Here is a 25,497-nt window from a genome sequence, read left to right as displayed (position 1 = left end):
AGGCGTTAAAGACCGCTCTGTGGCATTTCTGAACGCCCATTGAATGCTGCGACGGAAGGCGAGAAATAAATCGTTTGAGAGCCGGTCGACGAATGACGATAGTGCGGCCGCGCCCTGGTCGTGCGCACCGGAATTCGCAAGTCTTCTGAGGGTTCATGAGCGCCATTGCAAAGAAGCCGGCTTGGGCCGTCGCGGGGAACCGCGCGCGTGCTTAGCCATTCAGCCAAGCCGGGCGAAGGCTATCGGCCGGATCTCGATGGACTGAGGGGCATCGCCGTCGCAGCGGTCGTGGCGTATCACCTCGACCTGCCGTTCGTGACCGGCGGCTTCGTCGGCGTCGATATTTTCTTCGTTCTCTCCGGCTTTCTGATTACCCGATTGATTGCCGCCGAACTGCGCGCCGGGACATTCAGCATCGCGCGTTTTTACGAGCGCCGCATCCGGCGCATCGTGCCCGCCCTTGTTTTCGTTTGCGCCTGCACGACGGTCGCGGCGATGGCGTTTCTTCTGCCCGACGAGCTGCAGCGTTACGCGTCGAGCCTGATGGCGGCAGCGCTGTCCTACAGTAACGTCTGGTTCTTCCAGCATTCCGGCTACTTCGACCCCGGAAGTGGCACCCAGCCGCTGCTCCATACCTGGAGCCTCGGCATCGAAGAGCAGTTCTACGTCGTCTTTCCGCTCGTGCTGATGGCGGTTTTTCGCTGGTGGCCGCGGGCGCTCGGGGCGACTGTTTGGCTGGCGTTCGCGGCATCGCTTGTCGCCAGCATCGTCTTCCTGCCCGCGCATCCGATGGCGACGTTCTACCTCCTGCATTCGCGCGCTTGGGAACTTCTCGCTGGCTCCATCGTCGCGCTCGGGCTTTTGCCGCGCCCGACTTCACGCCTTCAAAGCGAAGCGGCGGCAGCGCTCGGCCTGACGGCAATCGCCGTCGCAATTTTCGTTTATACGTCGAAGACGCCATTCCCCGGCGCCGCAGCCCTTCTGCCATGCGTCGGTACGGCGATGGCAATCTGGGCCGGCGAGGGGAGAAGCGGCGGCCCCGAAAGTGCTTTCGGCACGCGCGTGCTGACATTCCGGCCGCTGATGCTGCTCGGCCTTATCTCGTACAGTCTCTATCTTTGGCACTGGCCACTGATCGTCTTCACCAAGGTCCTGACAGCCGAGCGCCTCTCCGGCATCGAGCAATTGGCGCTCGCAACGGCCGCCGTCGGCCTTGCCACTGCGACGTGGTATTTCGTCGAGCAGCCATTCCGTCGCCGCGGCTCTGCGGGCTATTCGCCGAGTGCGATCTTCAAAGGCGGCACGCTGGGCCTCGGCGCGCTGACCGCCTCGGCGACGGTCCTCGTCGGGCTCAACGGCATGCCGCAGCGTTTCCCCGACGCCGTCCTCCAGATCGCCGCTGCGCAAGCTGATGCCAGCCCGCTGCGCGAGAAATGCCATTTCCACGGCGAGGGCAAACGCTCCTTCGATGATACCTGCATCATCGGCGATGACGTCGCGCCAAGCGTCATCGTCTACGGCGACAGCCACGGCGCCGAATTCAGCGCCGCGCTGGGCGAGTTTGCAAAAGCCCGGCACGCCAGCGTCCGCCAGATCACGGCCTCAGGCTGTCCGCCCGCTGCCGGTTTCACGTTCCCGGCAGACGATCGCTGCGAGCACTACAACTCCGGCATCATCGACCGGCTGACGTCGATCTCGCCCGCGACCGTCGTGCTGGCGACCTATTCGCTCGCCTGGGATCGCGAGTATCCCGATCAGTTCTGGCCAAGCTTCGAGCGCACCATCGCGACGCTGCAAGCCGCCGGGCATCGCGTCGTCGTCCTTGGCCCTGTGCCTGACCTGCCTGAAGCATCCGGCATCCCGGCGGCGGTTGCGCGCTGGACGGCGAAGGGTCGCGACCCGAACGACTTTTCGTTCAAGTATGGCGCCAAGCAAGTCCATGCCGTCGAGGCGCGTCTGAACGCCATCGCGACGGAGCATGGAGCCGTCTTCGTTCCCGTGTCATCGGAGCTGTGCTCCGACAAACGCTGCAAGCCCTACGCTGACGGCGCCGTGCTTTACTTCGACAACAACCATCTGTCGATGAGTGGCGCACAGTTGATCGCCAGCCGCTTGCTCGTGCCGGTGATCTGGCCCGAGCCCGATATTTCGCACCTCGGCACCGGTCCCGTGCCGTACTGACGGCGTTGCTCGGCGTGGATCTTACATCTTTTCTTTGATGCCCGCGCGAATGAGCCACCAGTTCGCCGGAAAGCTGGTGACGAACCCGGCGACCATCGCGATCTGCATGGCGAACCAGAACACCGGACTGTCCGGCCTCGCCTGTTGGTCGAACGACGCGCTGAAATAGCGTTGCGCCAGAAACATCAGTCCATACATCCCAATCTGCCAGCAGATGAGCGACAGCGCGTCCGCCTTGATGGCCTCTCGCACCCCCTCAGCGGGTGCCAATTTGCGCATCGGCACGATGGCGAAATATTGGAAGACGATGCCGAGCCCGAAGGCGAGTACGAAATCGAGAATCCAAACGGCATACGTCTTGTCGGCAAAGATCGTTTTCCAGCCGAACAGAATAGCGATGGCCGGAAAGAGGAATGCCAGCGTCTCGGCAATCACGTCGCCGAGCGTGCAGCCTGCGCCGCAATGGAGCGTTCCTTTCGCCACCATGATCGGAAACGGCGTCTCCGGCGTTCGGTGCGTTTCGCCGCGATGCGACGGCTCGGCGTTGCGCCCGTACTTGAAATAAAGGGCCGCAACCAACACCGTACCGAACAGCCCCGTCACCGGCCAAACGATATTCATGATCCCCATGTGCTGGGGAAAACGCGCCACATCGACCAGGATCAGCGCCGCACATCCGACGCCCAGATAGAGCGCCGACCACGACAGAATAATCAACCAATCGGGAAACGGTGCAGCGGCGGGCAACAGAACTTTCCTTCACAACGGATACCTGTGAAAGCATCACGCGCAACGGAAGTTCCGTGCGGATATACGCTCACGCGTCTTTAGCCATCTCGCGTAATTTGAATTTCTGGATCTTGCCGGTCGAGGTCTTCGGCACTTCGGCGAACACGATGTGGCGCGGAACCTTGTAGCGCGCGAGGCCAGCGCGACACCACTCGATGATCTCGTCGGCGGTCGCCGTCGTTCCCGGCCGCAGCTCGATGAAGGCGCACGGCGTCTCGCCCCACTTCTCGTCGGGCTTTGCAACCACGGCGCAGAACGCCACCGCCGGATGCTTGTAAAGTACCTCCTCGACTTCGATCGACGAGATGTTCTCGCCGCCCGAGATGATGATGTCCTTCGAGCGATCCTTCAGCTGAATGTAGCCGTCCGGGTGCATCACGCCGAGATCCCCGGAATGGAACCACCCTCCGGCGAACGCTTCATCCGTCGCCTTCTCGTTCTTGAGATAGCCCTTCATCACGATATTGCCGCGGAACATGACTTCGCCCAGTGTCTCGCCATCGGGCGTCACTTCCTGCATCGTCTCCGGGTCGCGAACGCTCAAGCCTTCGAGCGCTACATAGCGCACGCCCTGGCGGATGCGTTTGGCGCTGCGTTCGGCTGGTGGCAGGTCACTCCATGATGCATCCCATTCGTTGATCGTCGCCGGCCCATATGTCTCCGTCAGCCCGTAGAGATGGGTTAGTTGGAAACCGGCGTCCGTCATCGCGGAAATCACCGAAGCAGGCGGCGGGGCGGCAGCGTGATTGAACGCGACGCCATGCTCGATCTTCTGCTTTTCGTCGTCCGGTGCGTTGAGCAGCGTCGCCATCACGATCGGCGCGCCGGAAAGATGCGAAACCTTGTGCGCCACGATGTAATCGTACATCGCCTTGGCCCGCACCCAGCGAAGACACACGTGCGTGCCCTGCACCATCGTGATCGTCCACGGGAAGCACCAGCCGTTGCAGTGGAACATCGGCAGTGTCCACAGATACACCGGGAAGCGTGTCATACCGGTCGAGATCGCGTTCGCGTAGCACATCAGCGCCGCGCCGCGATGATGATAGACGACGCCTTTCGGATTGCCCGTCGTGCCGGACGTATAGTTGAGCGAGATCGCTTCCCACTCGTCTTTCGGCCAGCGCCATTTGAAATCCGGATCACCCCCTTGCAGGAACGCTTCATAGTCGATTGACGAAAGCGCCTCGCCCGTCTGTGGGAATTCGAGATCGTTATAATCGATGATGATCGGCTTCACCTTGGCCATCGCCAAGGCAGGCTTCATGATGTTTGCGAACTCGCGGTCCGTGATGAGAACTTTCGCGCCGCCATGATCGAGCTGGAACGCGAGGATAGCCGGGTCGAGACGCGTGTTGAGTGTCAGCAGAACTGCGCCGACCATTGGCACTGCGTAGTGCGCTTCGAGCATCGGCGGCGTGTTGGCGAGCATGACCGCGACGGTGTCGCCCGGTCCGATGTACTTCTGCGCCAGCGCGCACGCGAGCTTTTTGCAGCGGGTGTAGAATTCCGCGTACGAGATGCGTGCGTTGCCATGAATGATGGCTGTGTGGTTCGGCGCGGCGATCGCCGACCGCGGCAGGAACGAAAGGGGCGTTAACGGCTGATAGTTTGCCGGATTCTTATCGAGGTGGTGCTCAAAAGGGTTCGACACGATTGCTGCCCTGCTTCTTCCTGCACGCGAACGCTCAGAACTTTCAAAGCTGAAAGCTGGTCCGAGCATGGAACGACGCTAGCGAATGCGCCTTGAGCCGACAATGCCGGATTTCAGCTTGATCCACCAATGCGAGCAGCCGCCAGGGACGAGGGCAACCGTGCCATTGATCTAGATCATGTTTCAAATATTCATCTTGATGTTTAAAGCATCAATACTTAGGCATAGGGCTTTAGAATCGGCACAGGGGTTTTGCGCTTGATCACGGCCTCGCAGATGCGTGCAGGTCGCGCTCTTCTCGGCATCGACCAGCAGACGCTTGCTGACCGGGCTGGCGTCTCGCTGCCGACGATCCAGCGCATGGAAGCGAGCAGCGGCAATGTTCGCGGCGTCGTCGATACGTTGACGAAAGTCGTCGCGGCGTTCGAAGCCGCAGGCGTCGAACTCATCGGTGAGAATATGCCGAGCACCGGACAGGGCCGGGGCGTTCGTCTGAGGGAGCGGCAGCCCGTGAAGGCCGCGCCCCCGGCACCGGGCCACGGCCGAGGCAAAAAGGGGAGCGTCTGAGTGCACCGGCACTTCTGAACGCCCGCAGATCTGAGCTTTCGCGACGACGACCGCCGACGGTGCAGCCGACGATCTCGCCGCTCCTTGTCAAAATGGGAGACGGAGACATGGACACTTCGGTAACCAGTAGATCCGCACGCGGACGACCGAGCTGGGCTGACCTGTTCACGCCCAAGCTCGTGACGGTCTTGCGTGAGGGATACCGCTGGAATGACCTGCGCGCCGATACCGTCGCGGGTCTGACCGTCGCCATCGTGGCTCTGCCTTTGTCGATGGCCATTGCCATAGGTTCCGGGCTCTCGCCCGAAAAAGGTTTGTTCACGGCCGTCGTCGGCGGCTTTTTGATTTCGGCGCTCGGCGGCAGCCGCTACCAGATCGGCGGCCCTGCCGGGGCCTTCATCGTGTTGATCGCGACGATCGTGGAGCAGCGCGGCTATGACGGCCTGGTCTTGGCGACCGCGATGGCGGGCCTGATCATGATGGCGGCCGGCTTTCTGCGCCTCGGCACCTACATCAAGTATATCCCGTTTCCGGTGACGGTCGGTTTTACGGCGGGCATCGCCGTCATCATCTTCGCCAGTCAGATCAAGGATCTCCTGGGCCTCAATCTCGCCCACGAGCCTGCCGCGCTATTGCCGAAGCTCGCCGCGCTCGGTTCCCATATCGGAACGCTCAATCCGGCGACCCTTGCAGTCTCCGTGCTGTCGATTGCGTTGATCGTCGGCTTGCGCCGATGGAGGCCGACCTGGCCGGGAATGCTGATCGCCGTGGGCGTGACCTCTGTCCTCGCCTGGGTGTTGGGTCTCGACATCGCGACCATCGGCTCGCGGTTTGGCGAAGTGCCGCGCACGTTGCCCGCGCCGCATTTGCCGGCGTTCGATATTGCCAAATTGCAGGCTGCACTACCCGACGCCATTTCAATTGCACTTCTCGGCGCCATCGAAAGTTTGCTGTCCGCTGTCGTCGCCGACGGTATGACCGGCCGCCGTCACCGCTCGAATTGCGAACTCGTCGCGCAGGGCGCGGCCAACATCGCGGCCGTCACGTTCGGCGGCATGTGCGTGACGGGAACGATCGCGCGCACCGCCACAAACGTCCGCGCCGGAGCGCACGGCCCCGTTTCAGGCATGCTGCACGCGGTCTTCGTCCTGCTGTTCATGCTCGTGGCCGCGCCGCTCGCGGCCTATATCCCGCTTGCGAGCCTTGGCGGAGTTCTGGCGATCGTCTCCTGGAACATGGCCGAGAAGGCGGAGTTTGCGGCGCTGTTGCGCTCCTCGTGGGGCGACGCCGCCGTTCTGCTCGCAACCTTCCTGCTGACGATCTTCGTCGACCTGACGACGGCCATCGCGGTCGGCGTGACTCTCGGCGCCTTCCTCTTTCTTCATCGCATGGCGGAAGCCGTCGAGATCGAAACCGGCGCGCCTCTCATCAGGGACGATGTCGCCGATGTCTCCGATACCGAGCAGCCCGCGGATCTCGGCAACGACGTGATGGTCTACCGCATTTCCGGCGCGTTCTTCTTCGGAGCGACCGCGGCCGTCGGTACGGTGCTGGACCGCGTCGGTGCCAGCCCGAAACTTTTCATTTTGGATTTCGCGGACGTGCCGCTCGTCGACAGCACGGCGGCGCGCACGCTGGAGGGCTTTGCGCACAAGCTTACGCGTTCCGGGACGAAGCTTTATTTCACGTCAGCCAGCCGGAACGTGCGCCGCACGCTCCTGGCTGCCGGACTTCGCACGCCGCTCGTGCATTATGCAGCGCAGATCGAGGATGCGGTCGCTTCGTACCGGAGCGGAAAGATAGGCAAATAACGGCCCAACGGCCGTTACTCGTCTTCGGTCTCGTCCTTGGGTGCGGACGACATTTCCTTGAGCTTGGCGAAAACGCGGGCCTGCTCCTGCTCGGGCGTCTCTTCAGACTCTTCTGCTGCCTTCGGTGCCAAAATCTCGGCCCGCGCCGTCGTCTCGGCGGCAGGCAACAGCGTCCCGGCGCGATCCAGCTCTTCGCCGCCCCCCTCTTTGCGCTCCCGCTCCGACCGGCGCGCCGCCTTCTTCACCTCGGCGTCGAGATCGATCTGCGAGCAAAGGCCGAGCGTCACCGGATCCTGCGGCGTCAGCTGTGCCGAGTTCCAGTGCGTGCGGTCGCGGATTTGCGCGATCGTCGGCTTGGTCGTCCCGACAAGGCGCATGATCTGGCTGTCTTTCAATTCCGGATGGTTACGCAGCAGCCAGAGCACGGCGTTCGGCCGGTCATGACGGCGCGAAACCGGCGTGTAGCGCGGTCCCTTGCGCGTTTGCGGCATCGGCGGCAGCTCGACCTTGCTGACGGCAAGCTGGAGCTTGTGCGAAAGGTTCTTTTCGCCCCGCGCGATTTCTTCGCGCGTCAGCTGCCCCGTCGTCACGGGGTCCATGCCTTTGATGCCCTGCGCGACTTCGCCATCGGCGATACCCTTAACCTCAAGCGGATGCAGGCCGCAGAATTCGGCAATCTGATCGAAGGAGAGCGCCGTGTTCTCCACCAGCCAAACGGCGGTGGCTTTCGGCATTAGGGGGCGGCGGTCGCTCATGGTGTCCTCGTTCGGTCCTTCGCAAGGGATCGCGAAGGGCGGCTAAAACGGTAAATTAAAGGGGAATGGTTCTTTATAACGCCTCCAACCGCCTCGATGCAAGGCTCATTGCCTTAATCAAATGCAACAAGGCCGCAGCCATAACTGGTCTAGTATGGTTGCAGGCAGAGTTTGTAGCGGGTTAGTGTTCGAGAAAAATGGCTTGGTCCAATGATCTGGCTCAATAACATGCAGGGACGTCTGAATGCTCGCAACAGCCGGCCGAACCAAATATTTCGAAGACTTAGAGGTCGGTCAGGAAGCCTCGATGTCGCGAATAGTCAGCGAGGCGGATATCGTTGCCTACGCGGCGCTGTCTGGTGACTACAACCCGGTTCACCTCGACGCTGAATACGCCGCCAAGACGATCTTTAAGGAACGGATTGCGCACGGTATTCTGTCGGCGGGCTACATCTCGGCCATTTTCGGCATGAAGCTGCCCGGTCCAGGCGCCATTTACATTTCCCAGACGCTGAATTTCCGCGGCCCCGTCAAGATCGACGACCGTGTCGAAACTCTGGTCCGGCTCGTCGAACTTATTCCCGATAAAAAGCGGGCGCGCTTCGAGTGCTTGTGCTCCGTCGCAGGTAAACCGGTGCTGACCGGCGAAGCAGTTCTGATGGTTCCTGGCCGGCCGAGGTAAAGGCAGTCTAGCCCGCGATCGTTTTCCCTTAATAGGTATGTCACCGGGAACTCCGACGAGGCTGCGCCGAATGCACGTGATCCATGGATACAAGCACGTTCCGCCGGAATATCGCGGTTCGGCCGTCGCCATCGGCAATTTCGACGGCGTCCATCGCGGCCATCGGGCGCTGATCTCGGAAGCGAAATCGCGCGCTGCCGAAAAGAACGTCCGCGCATCTGTGCTGACGTTCGAGCCTTATCCGCGCGAGTTTTTCCAGCCGAATGAGGCCCACTTCCGGTTGACGCCGCTCAGGCGCAAGCTCGAGATCTTCGCGGGCCTCGGTCTCGATATTGCGTTTGTCGAGCCGTTTAACGCCGAAATCGCCGGGCTGACCGCCGAAGACTTCATCGAGCGCGTGATCGTGGCGGGCCTTGGCGCCAGTCACGTCGTCATCGGCTATGACTTTTATTTCGGCCATAAGCGCAGCGGCAATCCAGAGATGATGTTGCGCGCCGGGGAAGAACTTGGATTTGGAGTGACCGTCATGCCGCCAGTTGCCGAAGCGGGCGAACCGTTCTCTTCCTCGGCCGTCAGGCTTTATCTGGCGCAGGGCGACGTCAAAGGCGCCGCCCACGTGCTGGGTGAGCCGTGGCGCGTCGCGGGCAAGGTCGTCGGCGGCGCCAAGCGTGGCACCGGCATGGGCTACCCGACCGCCAACCTGCCGATGCCGAAAGGGACGACGCTCGGCCACGGCATTTATGCTGTGAAGGCCTATTTCGACGGCGTGCCGCATGACGCCGCCGCCTATCTCGGCACCCGGCCGACTTTCGACGACGGCATGCCGGTGCTGGAAGTCTTCCTGTTCGACTTCAACGGCGACCTCTATGGCCGCGACATGGAGGTCGAATTCATTGATTTCATTCGCGCCGACCGGAAATTTCACACGGTCGAAGAGCTGGTCGCCCAGATGGACAAAGACATCGCGGCGGTGAAAGCGGTTTTGGCCAAGTCTTAACCCTCGTCATTCTCGGGCTCGGCCCGAGGATTCATCGGCAGCGAAGCAAGTGGATAAATGGATCCTCGGCATAGAGCCGACGATAACAAGCTGAAAACATCCGATCTCCCCATCCATACCGTCACCCCGACGAAGGTCGGGGCCCGGCCAAGCCGGAAAAAAGGGCGATTTCCAAGGCTTGTCTGGATCCCGGCCTGCGCCGGGATGACGTTAGTTAGTGGGAGGCGCCGCAGTCAGGCGCAGGATGACTTGGCGGACGCACCTTGCTAGAACCCGCGCTGATTTCCTTTGGAATTGAAAGCTCAACTGATGTCGAAAGACGCCAAGGCTGCCGACAAGGCAAGTGCAACTCCGGAAGCTGCTGCCGGACGCGATTGGGGCAAAACGCTGTTCCTGCCGCAGACCGACTTTCCTATGCGCGCCGGGTTGCCCGAACTCGAACCCAAGCTCTTGAAGCGCTGGGACGAGATCGGCCTTTACGAAAAGCTGCGTTCGCAGTCGAAGGGCCGCGTGAAGTTTACCCTCCACGACGGCCCGCCCTACGCCAACGGCAACATCCACATCGGCCACGCGCTGAACAAGATCCTGAAGGACCTGGTCGTCAAATCGCACCAGATGCTCGGCAATGATTCAAACTACGTGCCGGGCTGGGATTGCCACGGCCTGCCGATCGAATGGAAGATCGAGGAGCAGTACCGCGCCAAGGGCCAGGAGAAGCCGAACTTCTCAGATCCGGTCGCCATCAACGCGTTCCGCGATGAATGCCGCAAGTTCGCCGCCCACTGGATCGATATCCAGCGCGAGGAATTCAAACGTCTCGGCGTCGTCGGCGACTGGGAACGCCCGTACCTGACGATGGACTATCGCGCCGAAAGCATCATCGCGCGCGAGCTGATGAAGTTCGCCGCTACCGGTCAGCTTTATCGTGGTTCGAAGCCGGTCATGTGGTCCGTCGTCGAGAAGACCGCGCTGGCTGAGGCTGAAATCGAATACCAGGATTATCAGTCCGACACGATCTGGGTGAAGTTCCCAGCGAAGGCGCTCCCGGAACTTGACTATATTTCGCAAGCCGATCTGCCGCCCGAACTCCATCCCGAGTGGACGCCGGACAATCTACTTGGCGCCTCGGTCGTCATCTGGACGACGACGCCGTGGACGATTCCCGGCAACCGCGCGATCAGCTTCTCCTCGAAGATCACCTATGGGCTTTACGAGGTGACGGCTGCGCCCGACGGCAACTGGGCGAAGGTCGGCGATCGCTACATCCTGGCCGACAAGCTTGCCGCCGACGTGATGAAGGCAGCCAAGGTCGAAGCCTACGAGAAGCGCGAAACAGTCAGCGCATTCGAGCTGCGCCATCTCGTGTGTGAGCATCCGCTGCGCGACCTCGGCTATGCCTTCGATGTGCCGATGCTCGACGGAGATCACGTCACCGACGACGCCGGTACGGGCTTCGTCCACACCGCACCTGGACACGGCGCTGACGACTACAACATCTGGATCGCGAACCAGAAGAAGCTGCGCGATCGCGGCATCGACACCGAAATCCCCTTCACCGTCGACGCCGACGGCATGCTGACGAAATTGGCGCCCGGCTTCGAAGGCAAGCGCGTGTTGAAAGAGAACGGCGACAAGGGTGATGCCAACGACGCCGTCATCAAGGCGTTGGCCGAAGCCGGAAACATCATCGCGCGCGGACGCTTGAAGCATCAGTATCCGCACTCGTGGCGTTCGAAGAAGCCGGTCATCTTCCGTAACACGCCACAGTGGTTCATCTCGATGGATAAGCCACTTTCCGCGCTTGGCGGCCGACTCCCCGAAGGGGAGTCGCCAAGCGCGAACAAAAGAGGACATAACGCGCCAACGCTCCGCCAGCTTGCTCTCGACGAGATCAAGCGCGTCGCCTGGGTGCCGGCGGCGGGTGAGAACCGCATCACCGGCATGATCGAGAACCGGCCCGACTGGGTCGTCTCGCGCCAGCGCGCGTGGGGCGTGCCGATCACCGTTTTCCGCAATGTCGAGACGGACGAGGTGATCCCCGGCCCCGGCTTCGAAAAGTCGGACGAACTGATCGCCCGCATCGAAAAAGCCTTCTACGAAAAGGGAGCCGATGTCTGGTTCGAGGAAGGCGCGAAAGATCGCTTCCTCAAAGGCTTCATCTCGCCGAAAGACAAGAACAAGTGGGAGCAGGTGAAAGACGTGCTCGACGTCTGGTTCGATTCAGGATCGACGCACGCCTTTACGCTTGAAGATCCGACGGCTTTCCCCGGTTTCAAAGGCCTGCGCCGCAAGCGTGAGGGTGGCCAAGACCGCGTCATGTATCTCGAAGGCTCCGACCAGCATCGCGGCTGGTTCCATTCGTCCCTGCTTGAAAGCTGCGGTACGCGCGGCGACGCGCCCTACGACATCGTGCTGACTCACGGCTTCGTGCTGGATGAGAAGGGGCAGAAAATGTCGAAGTCGCTCGGCAATGTCGTCGCGCCGCAAGACGTGATGTCGAAGTCCGGCGCCGATATTCTCCGCCTTTGGGTTTCCGCATCCGACTATTCTGACGATCTGCGCATCGGCTCGGAAATCCTGAAGACATTCTCGGAAACCTACCGCAAGCTGCGGAACACGCTACGCTGGATGCTCGGCGCGTTGGCGCACTTCAAGCCCGAAGAAGCCGTGCCGGTAACCGCGATGAAGCCGTTCGAGCTTGAGCGGCTCATGCTCCATCGTCTTGCCGAACTCGATCACGAGATCCGCAAGGCCTATGAGCATTATGACTATCGCAAGATCATCGGCCTGCTCTCGCAGTTCATGAATACCGAGCTGTCGGCGTTCTATTTCGACATTCGCAAGGACACGCTCTATTGCGAAGCGCCGTCTAGCCTGAAGCGCAAGGCGGCGCTCACCGTCATCGACAAGCTGTGCGATGCGCTGATCCGCTGGCTCGCGCCGATCCTGTCGTTCACGGCGGAAGAGGCATGGCTGCTCTACAAAGCGGACGAAGCCGAGAGCGTGCACTTAATGCCGTTCCCGAAGATCCCGCGCGAGTGGCGTGACGACAATCTGGCTGCCAAGTGGGATCGCGTGAAGGAAGTCCGCAGCGTCGTGACAGGTGCGCTCGAAATCGCCCGAGCCGAAAAGAAAATCGGCTCATCGCTCGAAGCCGCGCCCGACGTGTACGTCACCGACGCGGATTTGATGTCGGGTCTCGATGGCATCGACATGGCGGAAGTCTGCATCACGTCGGGCATTTCGATCTCGGCCGATGCGCCGCCAAGCGGTGCCTTCACGCTTCCGAACGAGCCGGGCGTCGGCGTCGTCGTGAAGCGCGCCGAAGGGAAAAAGTGCGCGCGTTCGTGGCGCATCACGAAGGACGTCGGTTCCGATCCGGCGTATCCGGAACTGTCGGCGCGTGACGCGGCCGCCATGCGCGAGATCGACGCCGGAGCAACGGTATGACGGATGTAGCGTCCTCGCGAAGCATCTTCTGGAGCCGCACGGCGCCGCTGGCGTTTGCCGTCATCGTCCTGACGATGGCAATCGACCAGTTCCACAAGTGGTGGATGCTGCACGTCTACGACATCGAAGCGAAGGGCCGCGTCACGGTCGGTCCGTTTCTCGATCTCGTCTACGTCAAGAACATCGGCATCAGCTATTCGCTCTTCAATCAGGCGAGCATGACCGGCCAATATCTGCTCGTCGCGTTTGCCGTCGCCGCCAGCTTTGGTCTGTGGCTTTGGCTCAACTGGAGCCGCGGCAGCCGCCTCATGGCCTTAAGCCTCGGACTGATCATTGGTGGCGCGCTGGGCAACGCCATTGATCGGCTTCACCTGGGCGGCGTCGCCGACTTCTTCTCATTCCATGCGTACGGTTTTCACTGGTACGTCTTCAACATCGCCGATGTGGCCATCGTTGCCGGGGTAATTGGCTTGTTGTATGAGTCCTTCAGGGGCGAGTCGCATTAGCGCCGTAAAGTCGGCCTAAGTGGGCTTGGGGGCGTGTCGGTCTGGCACGGACAAAAAAGCATGTCGTTGAAAAACGGGCGAAAAATCGGCCTTTCTGTCGCGGCACTGACGCTGATTTTGGGCGGCTGCGGTGGCTTTGACGGCGTCCAGCTGAACGGCAAGGTTTTTGACATGGTGGGCCTGAACGGCCCGTCCACGCCGGAAGGCGATCCAAAAATGGCCGTCCGCCAACCGCTGACGCTGCCGCCGACAGACTCGCTGCCGCCACCCGGAAGCGGAAGGGCCGATCAGCCGTCGCTTGCCTCCATTCAAGACCCCGATCGAAAGAAAGTCGTCGATCAGGCCGCGCTCGAAAAGCAGCAGGCGGAATACTGCCAGAAGAATTATACCGAGCCGATGCAGCGGGGCGATTCATCTGCCGAATCCGCGGCCGGCCCGCTCGGCCCTTGCCACCCCTCTATCTTCACGGCCGTTCAGAAGTGGACGCAGAAAAAGCCCTACGAGGACACGGGCGGCGAAGATACATCCTCGACGCAGTGACCGCTGCGAACGCGCAATAACCGAATGTTTCCATTGCCGTAAAAATATTGATCGGGGCGAGGTTTGACGCGCCTTGAGATGAACGCCTTGTCATTTGACTTTGATTGCCCATCTGCCGCTCACTGGCGCGGCTTCCCGCTATCCGGCGTCCGCGCCTTCTCGCGAAAGTAATCCCCGGCTCTGCAGTTTGGGGTAGGATCAAAAACGCTAGGGAGCAAACTACTGCATTCGGTTCGAAGGATCGCCATAATGCGTCTAGCGACGTGCTCCCGTATTAGCCTCTTAACCGTATTGGCCACCCTGATGCTCGCAGTTACCCCACAAGCCCGCGCCGCCGACGGCACCACCCGTGCTTCGGAATTCAAGCTGTCGAACGGCATGGATGTTGTCGTCATTCCAGATCACCGCTCGCCGGTCGTAACGCACATGGTCTGGTACAAAGTCGGCGCCGCCGACGAGGTGCTCGGCAAATCCGGCATTGCCCACTTCCTTGAGCATCTGATGTTCAAATCGACCGACAAGATTCCAGTCGGCGAATTCTCCAAAATCGTCAGCCGTCTCGGCGGTCAGGACAATGCCTTCACCGGCAACGACGCCACCGCCTACTTTCAGCGCGTCTCGAAAGACCGTCTCGGCAAGATGATGGAGATGGAAGCCGACCGCATGGTCAACCTGCGGCTCGACGAAAAGGAAGTGCTGACCGAGCGGAATGTCATCCTCGAAGAGCGCCGCTCGCGCATCGACAACAATCCCTCGGCGTTGCTCGATGAGCAGATGAACGCCGCGCTCTATCTCAATCACCCGTATCATAAGCCGGTGATCGGCTGGTATCGCGAGATGGCGCAGCTCTCACGTCAGGACGCGCTTGATTTCTACAAGCACTATTACGCCCCCAACAACGCCATCCTGGTCGTTTCGGGCGACGTCACCGATGCTGAAGTGAAGAAGCTCGCCGAAGACACCTATGGCAAGATCCCGTCCAACCCGGCCGTCTCTTCCGTTCGCCATCGTCCGGGTGAGCCGCCGCAGCTTGTCGCGCGCCGCTTGGTGCTGAAAGATCCGCGTGCGGGCAATTACCTGATGCAGCGTTACTATCAGGCGCCGAGCTACGTCACGGCCAAGCCCGGCGAAGCCGAAGCGCTTGACCTGCTGATGAAGATCGCAGGCTCGGGCTCAACAAGCCGCATCTACAAGAAGCTCGTCGTCGAGCAGAAAATCGCCTCCAGCGCCGGCGGCGACTATTCCGGCTACGGTCTCGACGGCGGCACGATCTCGCTCTACGGCATCGCCGCAGATGGCGTGCCGCTCGAAAAGGTCGAAGCCGGCATCGATGCTGTCCTGGCCGACATCGTCAAGAACGGCGTCACCGACGCAGAACTGACGCGCGCCAAGAACAGCTATCTCGCCGACTACGTCTACGACAGCGACAACCAAGCGACGCTCGCGCGCCGCTATGGCTGGAACCTCGCCGTCGGCCGCACGGTCGCCGAAGTCGAAGCGTGGCCCGACAATATCTCCAAGGTCACGACCGACGACGTGAAGAAAGCCGCTGCTCAGTACCTCGACATCAAGGATTCAGTGACGGGTTACCTCGTTCCCGACCAGTCGGGCGTTGCGCAGGCCAACGACGATCTTCCGCCCCCGTCCGCAGGCGGCGTATTGAGGTGATATTGATGACAGTAATCTCACGCGCGGCTGCAAAGGTCGTTCACCATGCAGCCCGCCTCGGCATCGTCTCGGCCCTTCCGGCCTTGGCCCTGTTGTTCACCGCATCCGCAAGTCAGCCAGCATCAGCAATGAATATTCAGAAAATCAAATCTCCCGGTGGTATCGAGGCATGGCTCGTCGAAGAGCACAGCGTTCCGCTGCTGTCTTTGCGCTACGCATTTGACGGTGGCAGCAGCCAGGACCCGGTCGGCAAGGAAGGCCTCGCCAACTTCCTCACCGCGATGATGGACGAGGGTGCCGGCGACATCAAATCCGAAGACTATCAGGAGCGCATGGAAGATATCGCCATGCGCATGAGCTACGACGACAGCAAGGATTCGCTCTACGGTTCGTTCGAGACGTTGACGAAGAACCGCGATAAGGCCGTAGAGCTGTTAAAGCTTTCCGTGCAGAAGCCGCGCTTCGACACCGATGCCGTCGAGCGCATCAAGCAGCAGCTTCTCGCCAACCTCGCCTATGCCGATAAAGATCCCGACAAGGTCGCGATCCGTGAATGGTACGCGCAGGCGTTCCCGGACCATCCTTATGGTCGTTCGGCGACGGGTACGGCCGAAACCGTCTCGAAGATCACGCGCGACGATCTCGTGGCCTATCACAAGCACAACTTCGCGCGCGACAATCTGAAGGTTGTCGCGGTCGGCGATATCAATGCTGCCGAGCTTGGCAAACTGCTCGATGATGTCTTCGGCAGCCTGCCCGCCAAGGCCGATCTGGCGCCCGTCGCCCAGACTGCGCCGGTGAAGGGCGGCAGCCAGAAGATCGTCGAGATGGGCGTGCCGCAATCGGTCGCCGTTTTCGGCGTTGGCGCCATGCCGCGTAAAGACCCGGATTTCATCACGGCGTTCGTCGTCAACCACATCCTCGGCGGCGGAGGCTTTTCGGCCAAGCTGATGGAAGAGGTCCGCGAAAAGCGCGGTTTGGCCTATTCGGTTTACACCTATCTGCAGCCCTATCAGCACGCATCAATCCTTGTCGGCAGCGTCGCGACCAAGAACGCGTCGATGGCTGAGAGCCTCAAGATCATCCGTAGCGAAATGAAGAAGATGGCCGACAACGGCCCGACAGCGGAAGACCTTCAGGCGGCGAAAGATTATCTCACGGGCTCTTATGCGTTGCGCTTCGACACCAACTCGAAGATCGCCTCGCAGCTTCTGGGCTTGATGCAGGAAGGCTTCGGTCCCGACTACGTTGAGAATCGCAACGCGATGATCAACGCCGTCACGCTGGCCGATGCCAAGCGCGTCGCGGCCCGCTTCCTGCAGCCGGACAATCTGGTTGTCACAATCGTCGGTAAGCCCGTGGGCATGAACTCCGCTGCAACGCCGCCGGTTCTACAACCCGCGGTCGCCGCTCCGACCCGTGGCTGACGAAAGGCAAATGTCATCTTCGGATTTAATCCGGGGATGGCATTTGGGACCCCGTTTCCATTTACGTCGTCCCGGCGGCGGCCAGGATCCAGCTAAGCAGAAACAATAGCGGTGCCTGACCGGGGCCGATACGGCTCGCGCAGGCTCTTCGTCGGCATAACGGCCGGTCTGTCCCGCGTCTTTGCGGCACATCTCATAGGCACATGTCCCATAACTGTTGGCACGCCGGTTAACGCTCCCCTTGGCATAACGCGAAGCGCACTTGGCCGCACATCCGAAATCGGTTAGGCCGGAACGGATTTAGGTAGGGAGCGTTGAAGCGGCCATGCAAGACGGGCAGCGACACGACGGGAATATGTTTCAGCAGAATATTGATGGGTGCCTGGAAACCGCGATCGGCCAACACGGTCTCGCGCCTCAGGCTTATGCCTCTTGGCTCGACAGTATCGGGCCGCACATCGAAACCCTGAAAGACGACTATCGCAAGGACCGTCTCCCGCTTCTGCGCATCGCCGAGGAGGAGCAGGACATCGCTGACGCCGAAGCGGCGCTCGCGAAACTTTCCGAAGGCGCCAAGACGCTTGTCTTCTTCGGCACCGGCGGATCGAGCCTCGGCGGCGAGACTTTCGCGCAGATCGCAGGCTGGGGCATTTACGGCGTTGCGCTGCCGGGACAGAGCAAGCGTCCTCGTACGCGCTTCTATGCCAACCTCGATGGCGGCACGCTGCAAGGTGTTCTCGACTCGCTAGACCTGCCGACGACGCGCTTCATCGTGACGTCGAAATCCGGGGGCACCGCCGAAACACTAGCGCAAACGATCGCCGCGTTGACGGCCGTGAAAGCCGCGGGTCTCGAAGCGCAAATCCCGAAAATGTTTCTCGGCATCACCGAGCCCGACAAGCCCGGCAAGACGAATGGCCTGCGCACGCTGCTGTCGACGTTCGGTATTCCCATGCTCGAGCATCACACCGGCATCGGCGGCCGCTTCTCGTGCCTGACCAACGTCGGCCTGATGCCGGCTCTCGCGCGCGGCCTTGATGCGCGCGCTATTCGTGCTGGCGCCAAGAGCGTGGTCGACGCGCTTCTCGCCGCCAAGTCCGCGGCTGATTTCGCGCCGGCCGTCGGCGCCGCCACCGCCGTCGCGCTGTCGAAGGAAAAAGGCATCGCCACGCTCGTAATGATGCCCTACGCCGACAAGCTGGGCCGCCTCTCGGCGTGGTTCGTGCAACTCTGGGCAGAAAGCCTCGGCAAGGGCGGCGAGGGGACGACGCCGATCGGCGCGCTTGGCCCTCTCGACCAGCACAGCCAGCTCCAGCTCTTCATGGATGGTCCGCACGATCACTATTTGACGATTCTACGTGTCGCGAGCGAGGGCGTTGGCCCCAGGATAGACCCGGAACTCGCGCGAATCGCTGGCGCCGAAATGCTTGGCGGCTACACCGTCGGCGATATCGTTTCCGCCCAGTCGCATGCTCTGCCTGAGGCTTTGGCGCGCGCCGGGCGTCCGGTGCGAACAATCGACATTGCAAAACTCGACGAAAAGACCATCGGTGCGCTGCTGATGCACTTTATGATCGAAACGATTCTCGCAGGGCGCCTGCTCGGTGTCGATCCCTTCGATCAACCGGGTGTCGAGCTTGCGAAAGTCCTGACGAGAGAGCGCCTCGCGAAAGGCGCTTAGGCGCCTTTTGACTGGGGGGAACGTTCAAGGTGGCGATCCGGCAGCTATCGCCAGAAACGATCAACCGCATCGCCGCGGGCGAGGTGATCGAGCGTCCGGCGAGTGTCGTCAAAGAGCTTGTCGAGAACGCCATCGACGCCGGAGCAACGCACATCGAGGTCGTTGTCTCGGGCGGCGGGCTGTCGCTCATCCGCGTGACCGATGATGGCTCCGGGATGAGCCCGGATGACCTCGCGCTCGCTGTCGAACGTCACGCGACGTCGAAGCTCGACGAAGAAGATCTGTTCGACATCCGCTCGCTCGGTTTTCGCGGCGAAGCGCTGCCGTCCATCGGCTCAATCGCGCGGCTGGAAATACGTTCGCGCACGGACGGCGTCGCGCAAGGCTCGGCCATTGCCGTCATACGTGGCGCCAAAGCACCCGTAGCGCCGTCTGCAGTCAATCGCGGTACGGTCGTCGAGGTCCGAGATCTTTTCTCCGCGACGCCCGCGCGCCTGAAGTTTCTGAAATCCGAGCGCGCCGAAGCGATGGCCGTGACCGACGTCGTCCGCCGTTTGGCGATGGCGCATCCTGACATCGGCTTCACCCTGCAAACGGGCGAGAAACGCCCGGCGGTGTTCGCGCAAGGCGATCGCTCATCGGCCGCCTGGCTCGAACGTATCGGCGCCATCATGGGGCGCGAGTTCATGATCGACGCGCTCGAAGTCTCCGGCGCGGCGAGCGGCGCGTCTGCGCCTATGCGTGTCTTCGGCTTTGCTGGCTTGCCGACGCTGCACCGGCCCGATAGCACGCAGCAGTTCCTGTTCGTCAACGGCCGCTCGGTGAAGGATAAGCTGCTGATCGGCGCGATCCGTGCAGCCTACGGCGATCTCATTCCGCGCGGACGCTCGCCGCTGCTGGCGCTGTTTCTCGACGTTGCGCCGTCGGATGTGGATGTAAACGTGCATCCGGCCAAAGCCGAAGTGCGGTTCCGTGATTCTGGCCGCGTTCGTGCCATGCTTGTGCGTGCGCTGGCCGACGCATTGGCGACCGCGGGCCATCGTGCCTCTGCACAAGGCGGTGTGCTGACGGTCGAGAGTTTTGAGACGGGCGTTCTGCCGAATGCCGCAGCTCAACAGTATTCCCCTCAGATGCCTTCGGATTACGCCTGGATGCCGTCACCCGCGCGTCCACCGGCTTTCGCGGAAACCACGCCGTCACCGTTCGCCGTTTTCGATGCGCCAAGTGCCAATGCGCCGGTCATGCACGCGCCCCCTGTCGCCGAGCACACGATCGACAAGCCGCTCGGCGCTGTTCGCGCGCAGGTGCATGAGAATTACATCGTCGCGCAAACGCGTGATGGCCTCGTCATCGTCGATCAGCATGCTGCGCATGAGCGTCTCGTCTATGAGAGATTGAAAACCGCGCTGGCGAATGGCGGCGTCGCCACGCAAGGCCTGCTCATTCCGGCAATCGTCGAACTCGATGCCGACGATGCTGCGTTGTTGGCGGACCGCGCCGACGAGCTTGCCGAACTCGGCCTTGTGCTGGAAAGCTTCGGGGAAGGCGCGGTCGCCGTGCGCGAAACCCCCGCGCTGTTGGGCGATACCGACGTCGAAGGCTTGGTGAAAGATCTCGCCGCCGAAATACGGGCTGATGGCACGCCGCGCGCTTTGAAGGATCGCCTCGATAGCGTGGCCTCCCGCATGGCCTGCCACGGCAGCGTGCGCTCTGGGCGAAGGTTGACTGTCGAAGAGATGAACGCACTGCTTCGCCAGATGGAAGCGACGCCCTATTCCGGCCAATGCAACCACGGCCGCCCGACCTACGTCGCGCTCAAACTTACCGACATCGAACGGCTATTCGGACGGCGCTAGGCAACAGCGAACGCCATTCCCGCAAAGGCCGGGATCTCGTGAACCGAAAACAGCGCTAGTGCTGACAATTGCCTGGACGCCGACTCCGGCCTTCGCCGAGGCAGGCTCTTCGTCTGCATGATGGTATGGGAGACTTCGTGCCTGTCGTTGTCATCCTCGACTTTACGCCGAGGATGACAGGAGAGGATTTTATGCGCTTGCGGACGGCGCGCGGAACACGTGTCGCAAGCGCCAAATTATCAGTGATCGTCGTCGCTTGCGGGCTCGGCGTTGAGCTGGCCGTAGTTCTCGACACCAATCTTGGAGAGAAGGTCGAGCTGCGTTTCGAGGAAGTCGATGTGACCTTCTTCGTCTTTCAGAAGGTCCTCAAACAGCAGCATCGTGACGTAGTCGCCGACGTCGCGGCAGATCTCGCGCGACTTTTTGTAATGATCGCGGGCGATATTCTCACCCTTGAGATCGCATTCCAGAACTTCCTTGAGGTTCTCACCGATCATCAGCGGCGCGACGTGCTGGAGGTTCGGGTGGCCGTCGAGGAAGATGATGCGGTCGATCAGGCGATCCGCGTGCTCCATTTCCTCGATCGATTCCTTGCGCTCTTTCTTGGCGAGCTTCTTGAAACCCCAGTTGTCCAGGAGGCGATAATGCAACCAGTACTGGTTGATGGCGCCCAGTTCGAGCTTCAATGCCTCATTGAGACGGGTGATGACGTCTTTATTGCCCTTCATGGCGCCGCTCCGTGCCAAATGTTGTCTCTGAATGCTTCCGTCCTGGAAATCCAGAAACATTCTAAAGTAGACAACTAGCGGATTAGAACGAGTTTAACCAGAGGCTCGCGAGATTTCTCGCGCCTTTGCAAAGGCACCAAATTTTTCAGAGTGTTACGCGACTGCGCGGCGTCTCTGCGCACGACGTTCTGCAATTTCCGCGTCGATCCGGCGCTGGCGGCGCTCACGGCGCTCTTCGATGCGGATGAGGCGTGCGCGCGCTTCAGCCAGTGCAAACGGACAGATGCGTGTGGTCGTCTCAAGCCGGTCCATGGCGGCATAAATGGCCGAAACCGTCAGCGGCGCGCAGCGGCAGCAGTTCATCTTCTTGTTGAGATGGCGAAAAACCACGCCAGGAGTCGGCAGAATGGCCGGACCCGTGCTCATGATTTCGGAAACCGCAACATCAATGTCGCGATCAGTGATTACGGCGCACGAACAAACGATCAATTGCGGCTCCAATCAAACGGGGTTCAAGGCCCCGGCATCGGATACCCAGTCGGGTTATCGGCTAGTAGTTTTCAGAAAAAGTATACTTTCGTCAAGCACCCTTTTTCATGCGTTCGACATAGTACGCCAGTTCGTGAAAATCAAAAGCTTCCGTACAGAAATGCGTGCATTTTCGCGCCTTTGATAGGTGCGGCGCCGCGTCGCCGGATCTGCTAACTTTGACGGGGAAATGGGGATTCTCAAGTTGCTGCCATGTCTTAGCGCTACGCCCTGGTGAATGGCGTCGGCGTAGCAAAAGGGGCCTTTGGAGTGGGATTTGAATAACAGGAGTCCGGAGATATCCCCAGACGGCAGCACTGGCGGCGTCAGAGGTATCCTGACGATTGGCCTGCTGTTCTTCATCTTCGGGTTCGTGACGTGGCTGAATGGCCCGCTCATCACTTTCGTCAAACTCGCCTTCACCCTCGACGACGTCAACGCTTTCCTCGTGCCGATGGCGTTCTATCTGTCGTATTTCTTCCTGGCGCTGCCCGCGTCCGCCATTCTGCGACGAACGGGAATGAAACAGGGAATGGCGCTCGGCCTCTACATCATGGCGGCGGGTTCGGTGCTGTTCGGTCAGTTCACGACGATGCGCGACTATCCTGGTGCGCTGGCGGGGCTGTTTATCACCGGCGCAGGCCTGTCGCTGTTGCAGACGGCGTCGAACCCCTACGTCTGCATCATCGGTCCGCATGAAAGCGCCGCGCGACGGATTGCGGTGATGGGCATCTGCCATAAGTTCGCGGGCGTCATCGCGCCCTTCATCTTCGCCGCACTCGTGCTGAAGGACGTCGAGACATTCGACACCGACGTCGCCATGGCGCCGACACATCAGGCGCGCGAAGCCCTTCTGGATGCCTTTGCCGCGCGCGTCCACGTACCTTATCTGTTGATGGCGCTGATGCTCGCGCTGCTCGGCGTTTGGATTGCGCGCTCGAAATTGCCCGATGTCCGGCCGGAACCCGCAGTCAACAGCGGAGAGATGCGCAGCGTCTTTGCCGTTCCGCATCTTTGGCTCGGCGTGCTGTGCCTGTTTCTCTACGTCGGCGTCGAGGTGATGGCGGGTGATGCTATCGGCCTCTACGGCGCGGGCTTCGGCCTGCCCATCTCTGCGACGCGGCTGTTCACCTCATACACGCTCTTCGCCATGCTGATCGGTTATGTCGCCGGTCTGCTCGTCATTCCGCGCTTCATTTCGCAGCAAAGCTATCTGGCGGTGTCTGCGGCGCTGGGCGTCATCCTGACGGTCGGCGCGTACCTGACCAGCGGTTACACATCCGTCGCCTTCATTGCCGCGCTGGGCTTCGCCAACGCCATGATGTGGCCCGCGATCTTCCCGCTTGCGATCCGCGGTCTCGGCAGCCACACCGAAACCGGCTCGGCCTTCCTCATCATGGCGATCTCGGGCGGCGCGCTGATGCCCTACGCGTTCGGTCTGCTGAAGGAGCACGTCGATTTTCAGCTGGCGTACCTGCTGCTGGCCGTGCCGAGCTATCTCTACATCCTGTTTTACGGGGTGGCCGGATGGCGGCCGAAATCCGCGGCGTCGTTAGCCCAACCCGTTTAATTTTATCCGGATATATTGACGGCAGTTTTAATCCGGGTAATATTCATCCCAATCGTAATTGGGAATACCGAAATGACCGACTCCTTCAGCGCCTTCGACGGCAGCCGCCGCTTTGCGTCTGGCACGCGCGCCTGCGTAATCAAAGCCATCAAGAAGCACCTCGAACGCCAGCCGCACGCGTCGTTGCTCGTCTTCGATGATGCCACCGGCAATCAGACCGATTTCGATGTGCGCGACAGCGGCGAGCAGCCCGCTGCAACTCCGCCGTCGGCACCGGCGGCTGACATCAGCCGCGGACCGGGCCGCCCGAAGCTCGGCGTCGTCGCCCGCGAGGTGACGCTGCTGCCGCGGCATTGGGATTGGCTCGCCAAACAGCCGGGCGGCGCGTCGGTTGCAATCCGCAAACTCGTCGACGAGGCGAGGCGCACCACGGCGGCCACCGAGACGCCGCGCGTGGCACGGGAGCGCGTCTATCGCTTCATGTCGGCGATGGCGGGTAATCTGCCGGGCTTCGAAGAAGCGAGCCGCGCGCTTTTCGCTGGCGACGCAGACCGCTTCGCGGCGCAGATCGAAAGCTGGCCCAAAGACGTCCGCGCGTATGCGCTTGGACTGGCCGAAGGCGCATTCGCCTGACGGATCACGCCGCCGCTGCGAACTTCAAAAATCGCACGTCGGTGTCGCCGTAGGTCCGCGTATCGAGCAGTTCGAACGCCGCCGGAATAGCAACGTCCGTTCCGGCGCGTTCTTCCAGCATGCAGATTGCCCCGGGCGTCAGCCATTTGCCCTCGGCAAGTCCGGCTAGCGCTTTCTCGCCAAGGCCTTTGCCGTAAGGCGGATCGAGAAACGCGAGCTCGTACGGCTCCATATTGCCGGCTGGCCCGAGATCGGTCGCATCGCGCCGGAAGATGCGCGTCTCGCCAGTGAGGCCCATGGCTTCGACGTTCTTGCGGATCAGCGCCCTGGCGTCCGGTGCGTCCTCGACGAACAGGCAATACGCTGCCCCGCGCGACACGGCCTCGATGCCGAGCGCGCCCGTTCCGGCGAAGAGATCAATCACGCGCGCGCCGTTCAGCGAAAAACCCTCGATGCCGTGGGTCAAAATGTTGAAAACACTCTCGCGCACCCGGTCGGACGTCGGACGAATGCTCATATCGTCCGGCGCCTGCAAAGCCCGGCCTCGAAACCGTCCGGCGACAACTCTCATCTGTCGTCGGCCTCGCTCGCCGCCTTGCCGCGTGCGTGGCGTTCTTTGCGCTGTGCCTGGCTTTCCGACAGCCCGAGTGCTTCGGACGTGCGCGGTCCGAGCTGTGCGATCAGCACCTTGCGGCGAACGGCTTCGACGGCCCCCGGCTGTAGATCGAGAAGCTGAAACGGCCCGAACGAGACGCGGATCAGCCGGTTCACCGTCAAGCCCAGATGCGAAAGCACGTTGCGCACTTCGCGGTTCTTGCCTTCGCGGATCGCAATCGTCAGCCACGTATTGGCGCCTTGCACGCTATCGACCTGCGCTTCGACCGGGCCGTAGTTCACGCCGTCGATGGTGACACCGTCCTTAAGTTTGGCGAGATCGTCGGGCGAAACGCGGCCTTTGGCGCGAACCCGGTAGCGCCGCACCCAGCCATTTGCCGGAAGCTCCAGATGCCGCGCCAGCGCGCCGTCATTGGTTAAGAGCAGCAACCCTTCCGTATTGAAATCGAGCCGCCCGACGGAGATCACGCGCGGCATCTCGGGAGGCAGCTTGTCGAACACCGTCGGGCGGCCTTCCGGGTCCGAATGCGTCGTGACGATGCCCTTCGGCTTGTGGTAACGCCAAAGCTGCGGCGGCTCGGCGCTGGGCAGCGGCTTGCCGTCGACGATCACCTTGTCGCCGGGTTTGACTTCAATGGCCGGCGTCTTCAGCAGCTTGCCGTTGACGCTGACGCGCCCATCGGCGATCCAGCGTTCGGCCTCTCGGCGCGAGCAGAGCCCTGCACGCGCCATCGCTTTTGCGATGCGCATCGGCCCGTCGCGGTTCGCGGGGGGAGGCACGGTGGCCGGTTCCGGCGGCTTGGAGCGCTTTGGCCCGGATTGTCTCGGGCCAGACGCTTTTGGCTCCGACGCTTTTGGG

20 protein-coding genes and 1 pseudogene are annotated in these 25,497 nt (G+C 61.5%); 14 read left to right on the top strand and 7 right to left on the bottom strand.

The genetic code is table 11. The features are described from left to right. The first annotated feature begins 207 nt into the window (after positions 1–207). Positions 208–2,181, top strand: coding sequence for an acyltransferase family protein (locus tag HYP802_RS0119760; protein ID WP_013949458.1), 1,974 nt, complete (start codon positions 208–210; stop codon positions 2,179–2,181). 21 nt (positions 2,182–2,202) lie between these two features. Here HYP802_RS0119760 and HYP802_RS0119755 read toward each other — a convergent pair whose 3' ends face one another. Both HYP802_RS0119755 and HYP802_RS0119750 read right to left on the bottom strand, forming a co-directional pair. After that, positions 2,203–2,928 carry a DUF4396 domain-containing protein gene (locus HYP802_RS0119755; protein WP_013949457.1) on the bottom strand — a complete coding sequence of 242 codons (726 nt, stop codon included), beginning with the start codon at positions 2,926–2,928 and terminating at the stop codon, positions 2,203–2,205. 70 nt (positions 2,929–2,998) lie between these two features. Then, the gene (locus HYP802_RS0119750) at positions 2,999–4,624 is read right to left on the bottom strand and encodes an acyl-CoA synthetase (protein WP_013949456.1); all 1,626 of its coding nucleotides are present in this window, start codon (positions 4,622–4,624) and stop codon (positions 2,999–3,001) included. A 258-nt stretch (positions 4,625–4,882) separates the two neighbouring features. On the opposite strand from HYP802_RS0119750, the gene HYP802_RS0119745 reads away from it, so the two are divergent. After that, positions 4,883–5,191: a transcriptional regulator gene (locus HYP802_RS0119745; protein ID WP_013949455.1), complete on the top strand. Its 309-nt coding sequence runs from the start codon at positions 4,883–4,885 to the stop codon at positions 5,189–5,191. A 107-nt stretch (positions 5,192–5,298) separates the two neighbouring features. Further along, entirely contained in the window at positions 5,299–7,002 is a 1,704-nt protein-coding gene (locus HYP802_RS0119740; protein WP_013949454.1) for a SulP family inorganic anion transporter, read from the top strand. 14 nt (positions 7,003–7,016) lie between these two features. On the opposite strand, the gene HYP802_RS0119735 is transcribed toward HYP802_RS0119740, so the two are convergent. Continuing rightward, positions 7,017–7,757, bottom strand: a complete 741-nt coding sequence (locus HYP802_RS0119735) for a cell cycle transcriptional regulator TrcR (protein ID WP_013949453.1) — start codon at positions 7,755–7,757, stop codon at positions 7,017–7,019. 244 nt (positions 7,758–8,001) lie between these two features. Between HYP802_RS0119735 and HYP802_RS0119730 the strand changes: the two genes are divergently transcribed. The 9 genes from HYP802_RS0119730 (at position 8,002) to mutL (ending at position 20,564) form a co-directional block, all read left to right on the top strand. Continuing rightward, entirely contained in the window at positions 8,002–8,439 is a 438-nt protein-coding gene (locus HYP802_RS0119730; protein ID WP_013949452.1) for a MaoC family dehydratase, read from the top strand. A 70-nt stretch (positions 8,440–8,509) separates the two neighbouring features. After that, complete coding sequence (locus HYP802_RS0119725; RefSeq protein WP_024276390.1) at positions 8,510–9,436, top strand: bifunctional riboflavin kinase/FAD synthetase; 927 nt, start codon at positions 8,510–8,512, stop codon at positions 9,434–9,436. Between the two features lie 309 nt (positions 9,437–9,745). Continuing rightward, complete coding sequence (ileS, locus tag HYP802_RS0119720; protein WP_024276389.1) at positions 9,746–12,886, top strand: isoleucine--tRNA ligase; 3,141 nt, start codon at positions 9,746–9,748, stop codon at positions 12,884–12,886. Beyond that, the gene (gene lspA, locus HYP802_RS0119715; RefSeq protein ID WP_013949449.1) at positions 12,883–13,392 is read left to right on the top strand and encodes a signal peptidase II; all 510 of its coding nucleotides are present in this window, start codon (positions 12,883–12,885) and stop codon (positions 13,390–13,392) included. Before ileS ends, lspA begins: the two co-directional genes overlap by 4 nt. A 60-nt stretch (positions 13,393–13,452) precedes the next feature. Next, positions 13,453–13,932, top strand: coding sequence for a hypothetical protein (locus HYP802_RS0119710; protein WP_013949448.1), 480 nt, complete (start codon positions 13,453–13,455; stop codon positions 13,930–13,932). Between the two features lie 303 nt (positions 13,933–14,235). Beyond that, positions 14,236–15,600: a pitrilysin family protein gene (locus HYP802_RS0119705; protein WP_244420919.1), complete on the top strand. Its 1,365-nt coding sequence runs from the start codon at positions 14,236–14,238 to the stop codon at positions 15,598–15,600. Between the two features lie 5 nt (positions 15,601–15,605). Then, positions 15,606–17,027: a pitrilysin family protein gene (locus tag HYP802_RS0119700; RefSeq protein WP_013949446.1), complete on the top strand. Its 1,422-nt coding sequence runs from the start codon at positions 15,606–15,608 to the stop codon at positions 17,025–17,027. Between the two features lie 355 nt (positions 17,028–17,382). Continuing rightward, a complete protein-coding gene (locus HYP802_RS0119695; protein ID WP_245261516.1) occupies positions 17,383–18,708 on the top strand; it encodes a glucose-6-phosphate isomerase in 1,326 nt (441 codons plus the stop codon). Positions 18,709–18,737: 29 nt separating this feature from the next. Next, positions 18,738–20,564, top strand: a complete 1,827-nt coding sequence (mutL, locus tag HYP802_RS0119690) for a DNA mismatch repair endonuclease MutL (protein WP_024276387.1) — start codon at positions 18,738–18,740, stop codon at positions 20,562–20,564. 239 nt (positions 20,565–20,803) lie between these two features. On the opposite strand, the gene bfr is transcribed toward mutL, so the two are convergent. Further along, positions 20,804–21,292: a bacterioferritin gene (bfr, locus tag HYP802_RS0119685; RefSeq protein WP_013949443.1), complete on the bottom strand. Its 489-nt coding sequence runs from the start codon at positions 21,290–21,292 to the stop codon at positions 20,804–20,806. Between the two features lie 153 nt (positions 21,293–21,445). Beyond that, entirely contained in the window at positions 21,446–21,781 is a 336-nt protein-coding gene (locus HYP802_RS0119680; protein WP_013949442.1) for a hypothetical protein, read from the bottom strand. 316 nt (positions 21,782–22,097) lie between these two features. Between HYP802_RS0119680 and HYP802_RS0119675 the strand changes: the two genes are divergently transcribed. Then, a complete protein-coding gene (locus HYP802_RS0119675; protein WP_024276386.1) occupies positions 22,098–23,390 on the top strand; it encodes a sugar MFS transporter in 1,293 nt (430 codons plus the stop codon). Between the two features lie 72 nt (positions 23,391–23,462). After that, on the top strand, positions 23,463–24,023 hold the full coding sequence (locus tag HYP802_RS0119670; RefSeq protein ID WP_013949438.1) for a DUF2239 family protein: 561 nt from the start codon (positions 23,463–23,465) through the stop codon (positions 24,021–24,023). A 4-nt stretch (positions 24,024–24,027) separates the two neighbouring features. Here HYP802_RS0119670 and rsmD read toward each other — a convergent pair whose 3' ends face one another. After that, complete coding sequence (gene rsmD, locus HYP802_RS0119665; RefSeq protein WP_013949437.1) at positions 24,028–24,594, bottom strand: 16S rRNA (guanine(966)-N(2))-methyltransferase RsmD; 567 nt, start codon at positions 24,592–24,594, stop codon at positions 24,028–24,030. Positions 24,595–24,683: 89 nt separating this feature from the next. Beyond that, a pseudogene (locus tag HYP802_RS0119660) lies at positions 24,684–25,481 on the bottom strand (pseudouridine synthase); the annotation flags it as partial. Between the last annotated feature and the right edge of the window lie 16 nt (positions 25,482–25,497).

The sequence above is a fragment of the Hyphomicrobium sp. 802 genome (assembly GCF_000526135.1).
Classification (GTDB): Bacteria; Pseudomonadota; Alphaproteobacteria; order Rhizobiales; family Hyphomicrobiaceae; genus Hyphomicrobium_B.
The sequence above is the reverse complement of the archived record's forward strand: the minus strand, read 5'-3'. Positions and strand labels throughout refer to the sequence as shown.

Bases quoted from the DNA above. Each gene is read 5' to 3' on its own strand.
- HYP802_RS0119705 (WP_244420919.1), top strand. From the start codon at position 14,236: ATGCTCGCAGTTACCCCACAAGCCCGCGCCGCCGACGGCACCACCCGT.
- rsmD (WP_013949437.1), bottom strand. From the start codon at position 24,594: ATGAGAGTTGTCGCCGGACGGTTTCGAGGCCGGGCTTTGCAGGCGCCG.
- HYP802_RS0119740 (WP_013949454.1), top strand. From the start codon at position 5,299: ATGGACACTTCGGTAACCAGTAGATCCGCACGCGGACGACCGAGCTGG.
- HYP802_RS0119670 (WP_013949438.1), top strand. From the start codon at position 23,463: ATGACCGACTCCTTCAGCGCCTTCGACGGCAGCCGCCGCTTTGCGTCT.
- HYP802_RS0119700 (WP_013949446.1), top strand. From the start codon at position 15,606: ATGACAGTAATCTCACGCGCGGCTGCAAAGGTCGTTCACCATGCAGCC.
- HYP802_RS0119730 (WP_013949452.1), top strand. From the start codon at position 8,002: ATGCTCGCAACAGCCGGCCGAACCAAATATTTCGAAGACTTAGAGGTC.
- lspA (WP_013949449.1), top strand. From the start codon at position 12,883: ATGACGGATGTAGCGTCCTCGCGAAGCATCTTCTGGAGCCGCACGGCG.
- HYP802_RS0119725 (WP_024276390.1), top strand. From the start codon at position 8,510: ATGCACGTGATCCATGGATACAAGCACGTTCCGCCGGAATATCGCGGT.
- bfr (WP_013949443.1), bottom strand. From the start codon at position 21,292: ATGAAGGGCAATAAAGACGTCATCACCCGTCTCAATGAGGCATTGAAG.
- ileS (WP_024276389.1), top strand. From the start codon at position 9,746: ATGTCGAAAGACGCCAAGGCTGCCGACAAGGCAAGTGCAACTCCGGAA.
- HYP802_RS0119735 (WP_013949453.1), bottom strand. From the start codon at position 7,757: ATGAGCGACCGCCGCCCCCTAATGCCGAAAGCCACCGCCGTTTGGCTG.
- HYP802_RS0119710 (WP_013949448.1), top strand. From the start codon at position 13,453: ATGTCGTTGAAAAACGGGCGAAAAATCGGCCTTTCTGTCGCGGCACTG.
- HYP802_RS0119695 (WP_245261516.1), top strand. From the start codon at position 17,383: ATGTTTCAGCAGAATATTGATGGGTGCCTGGAAACCGCGATCGGCCAA.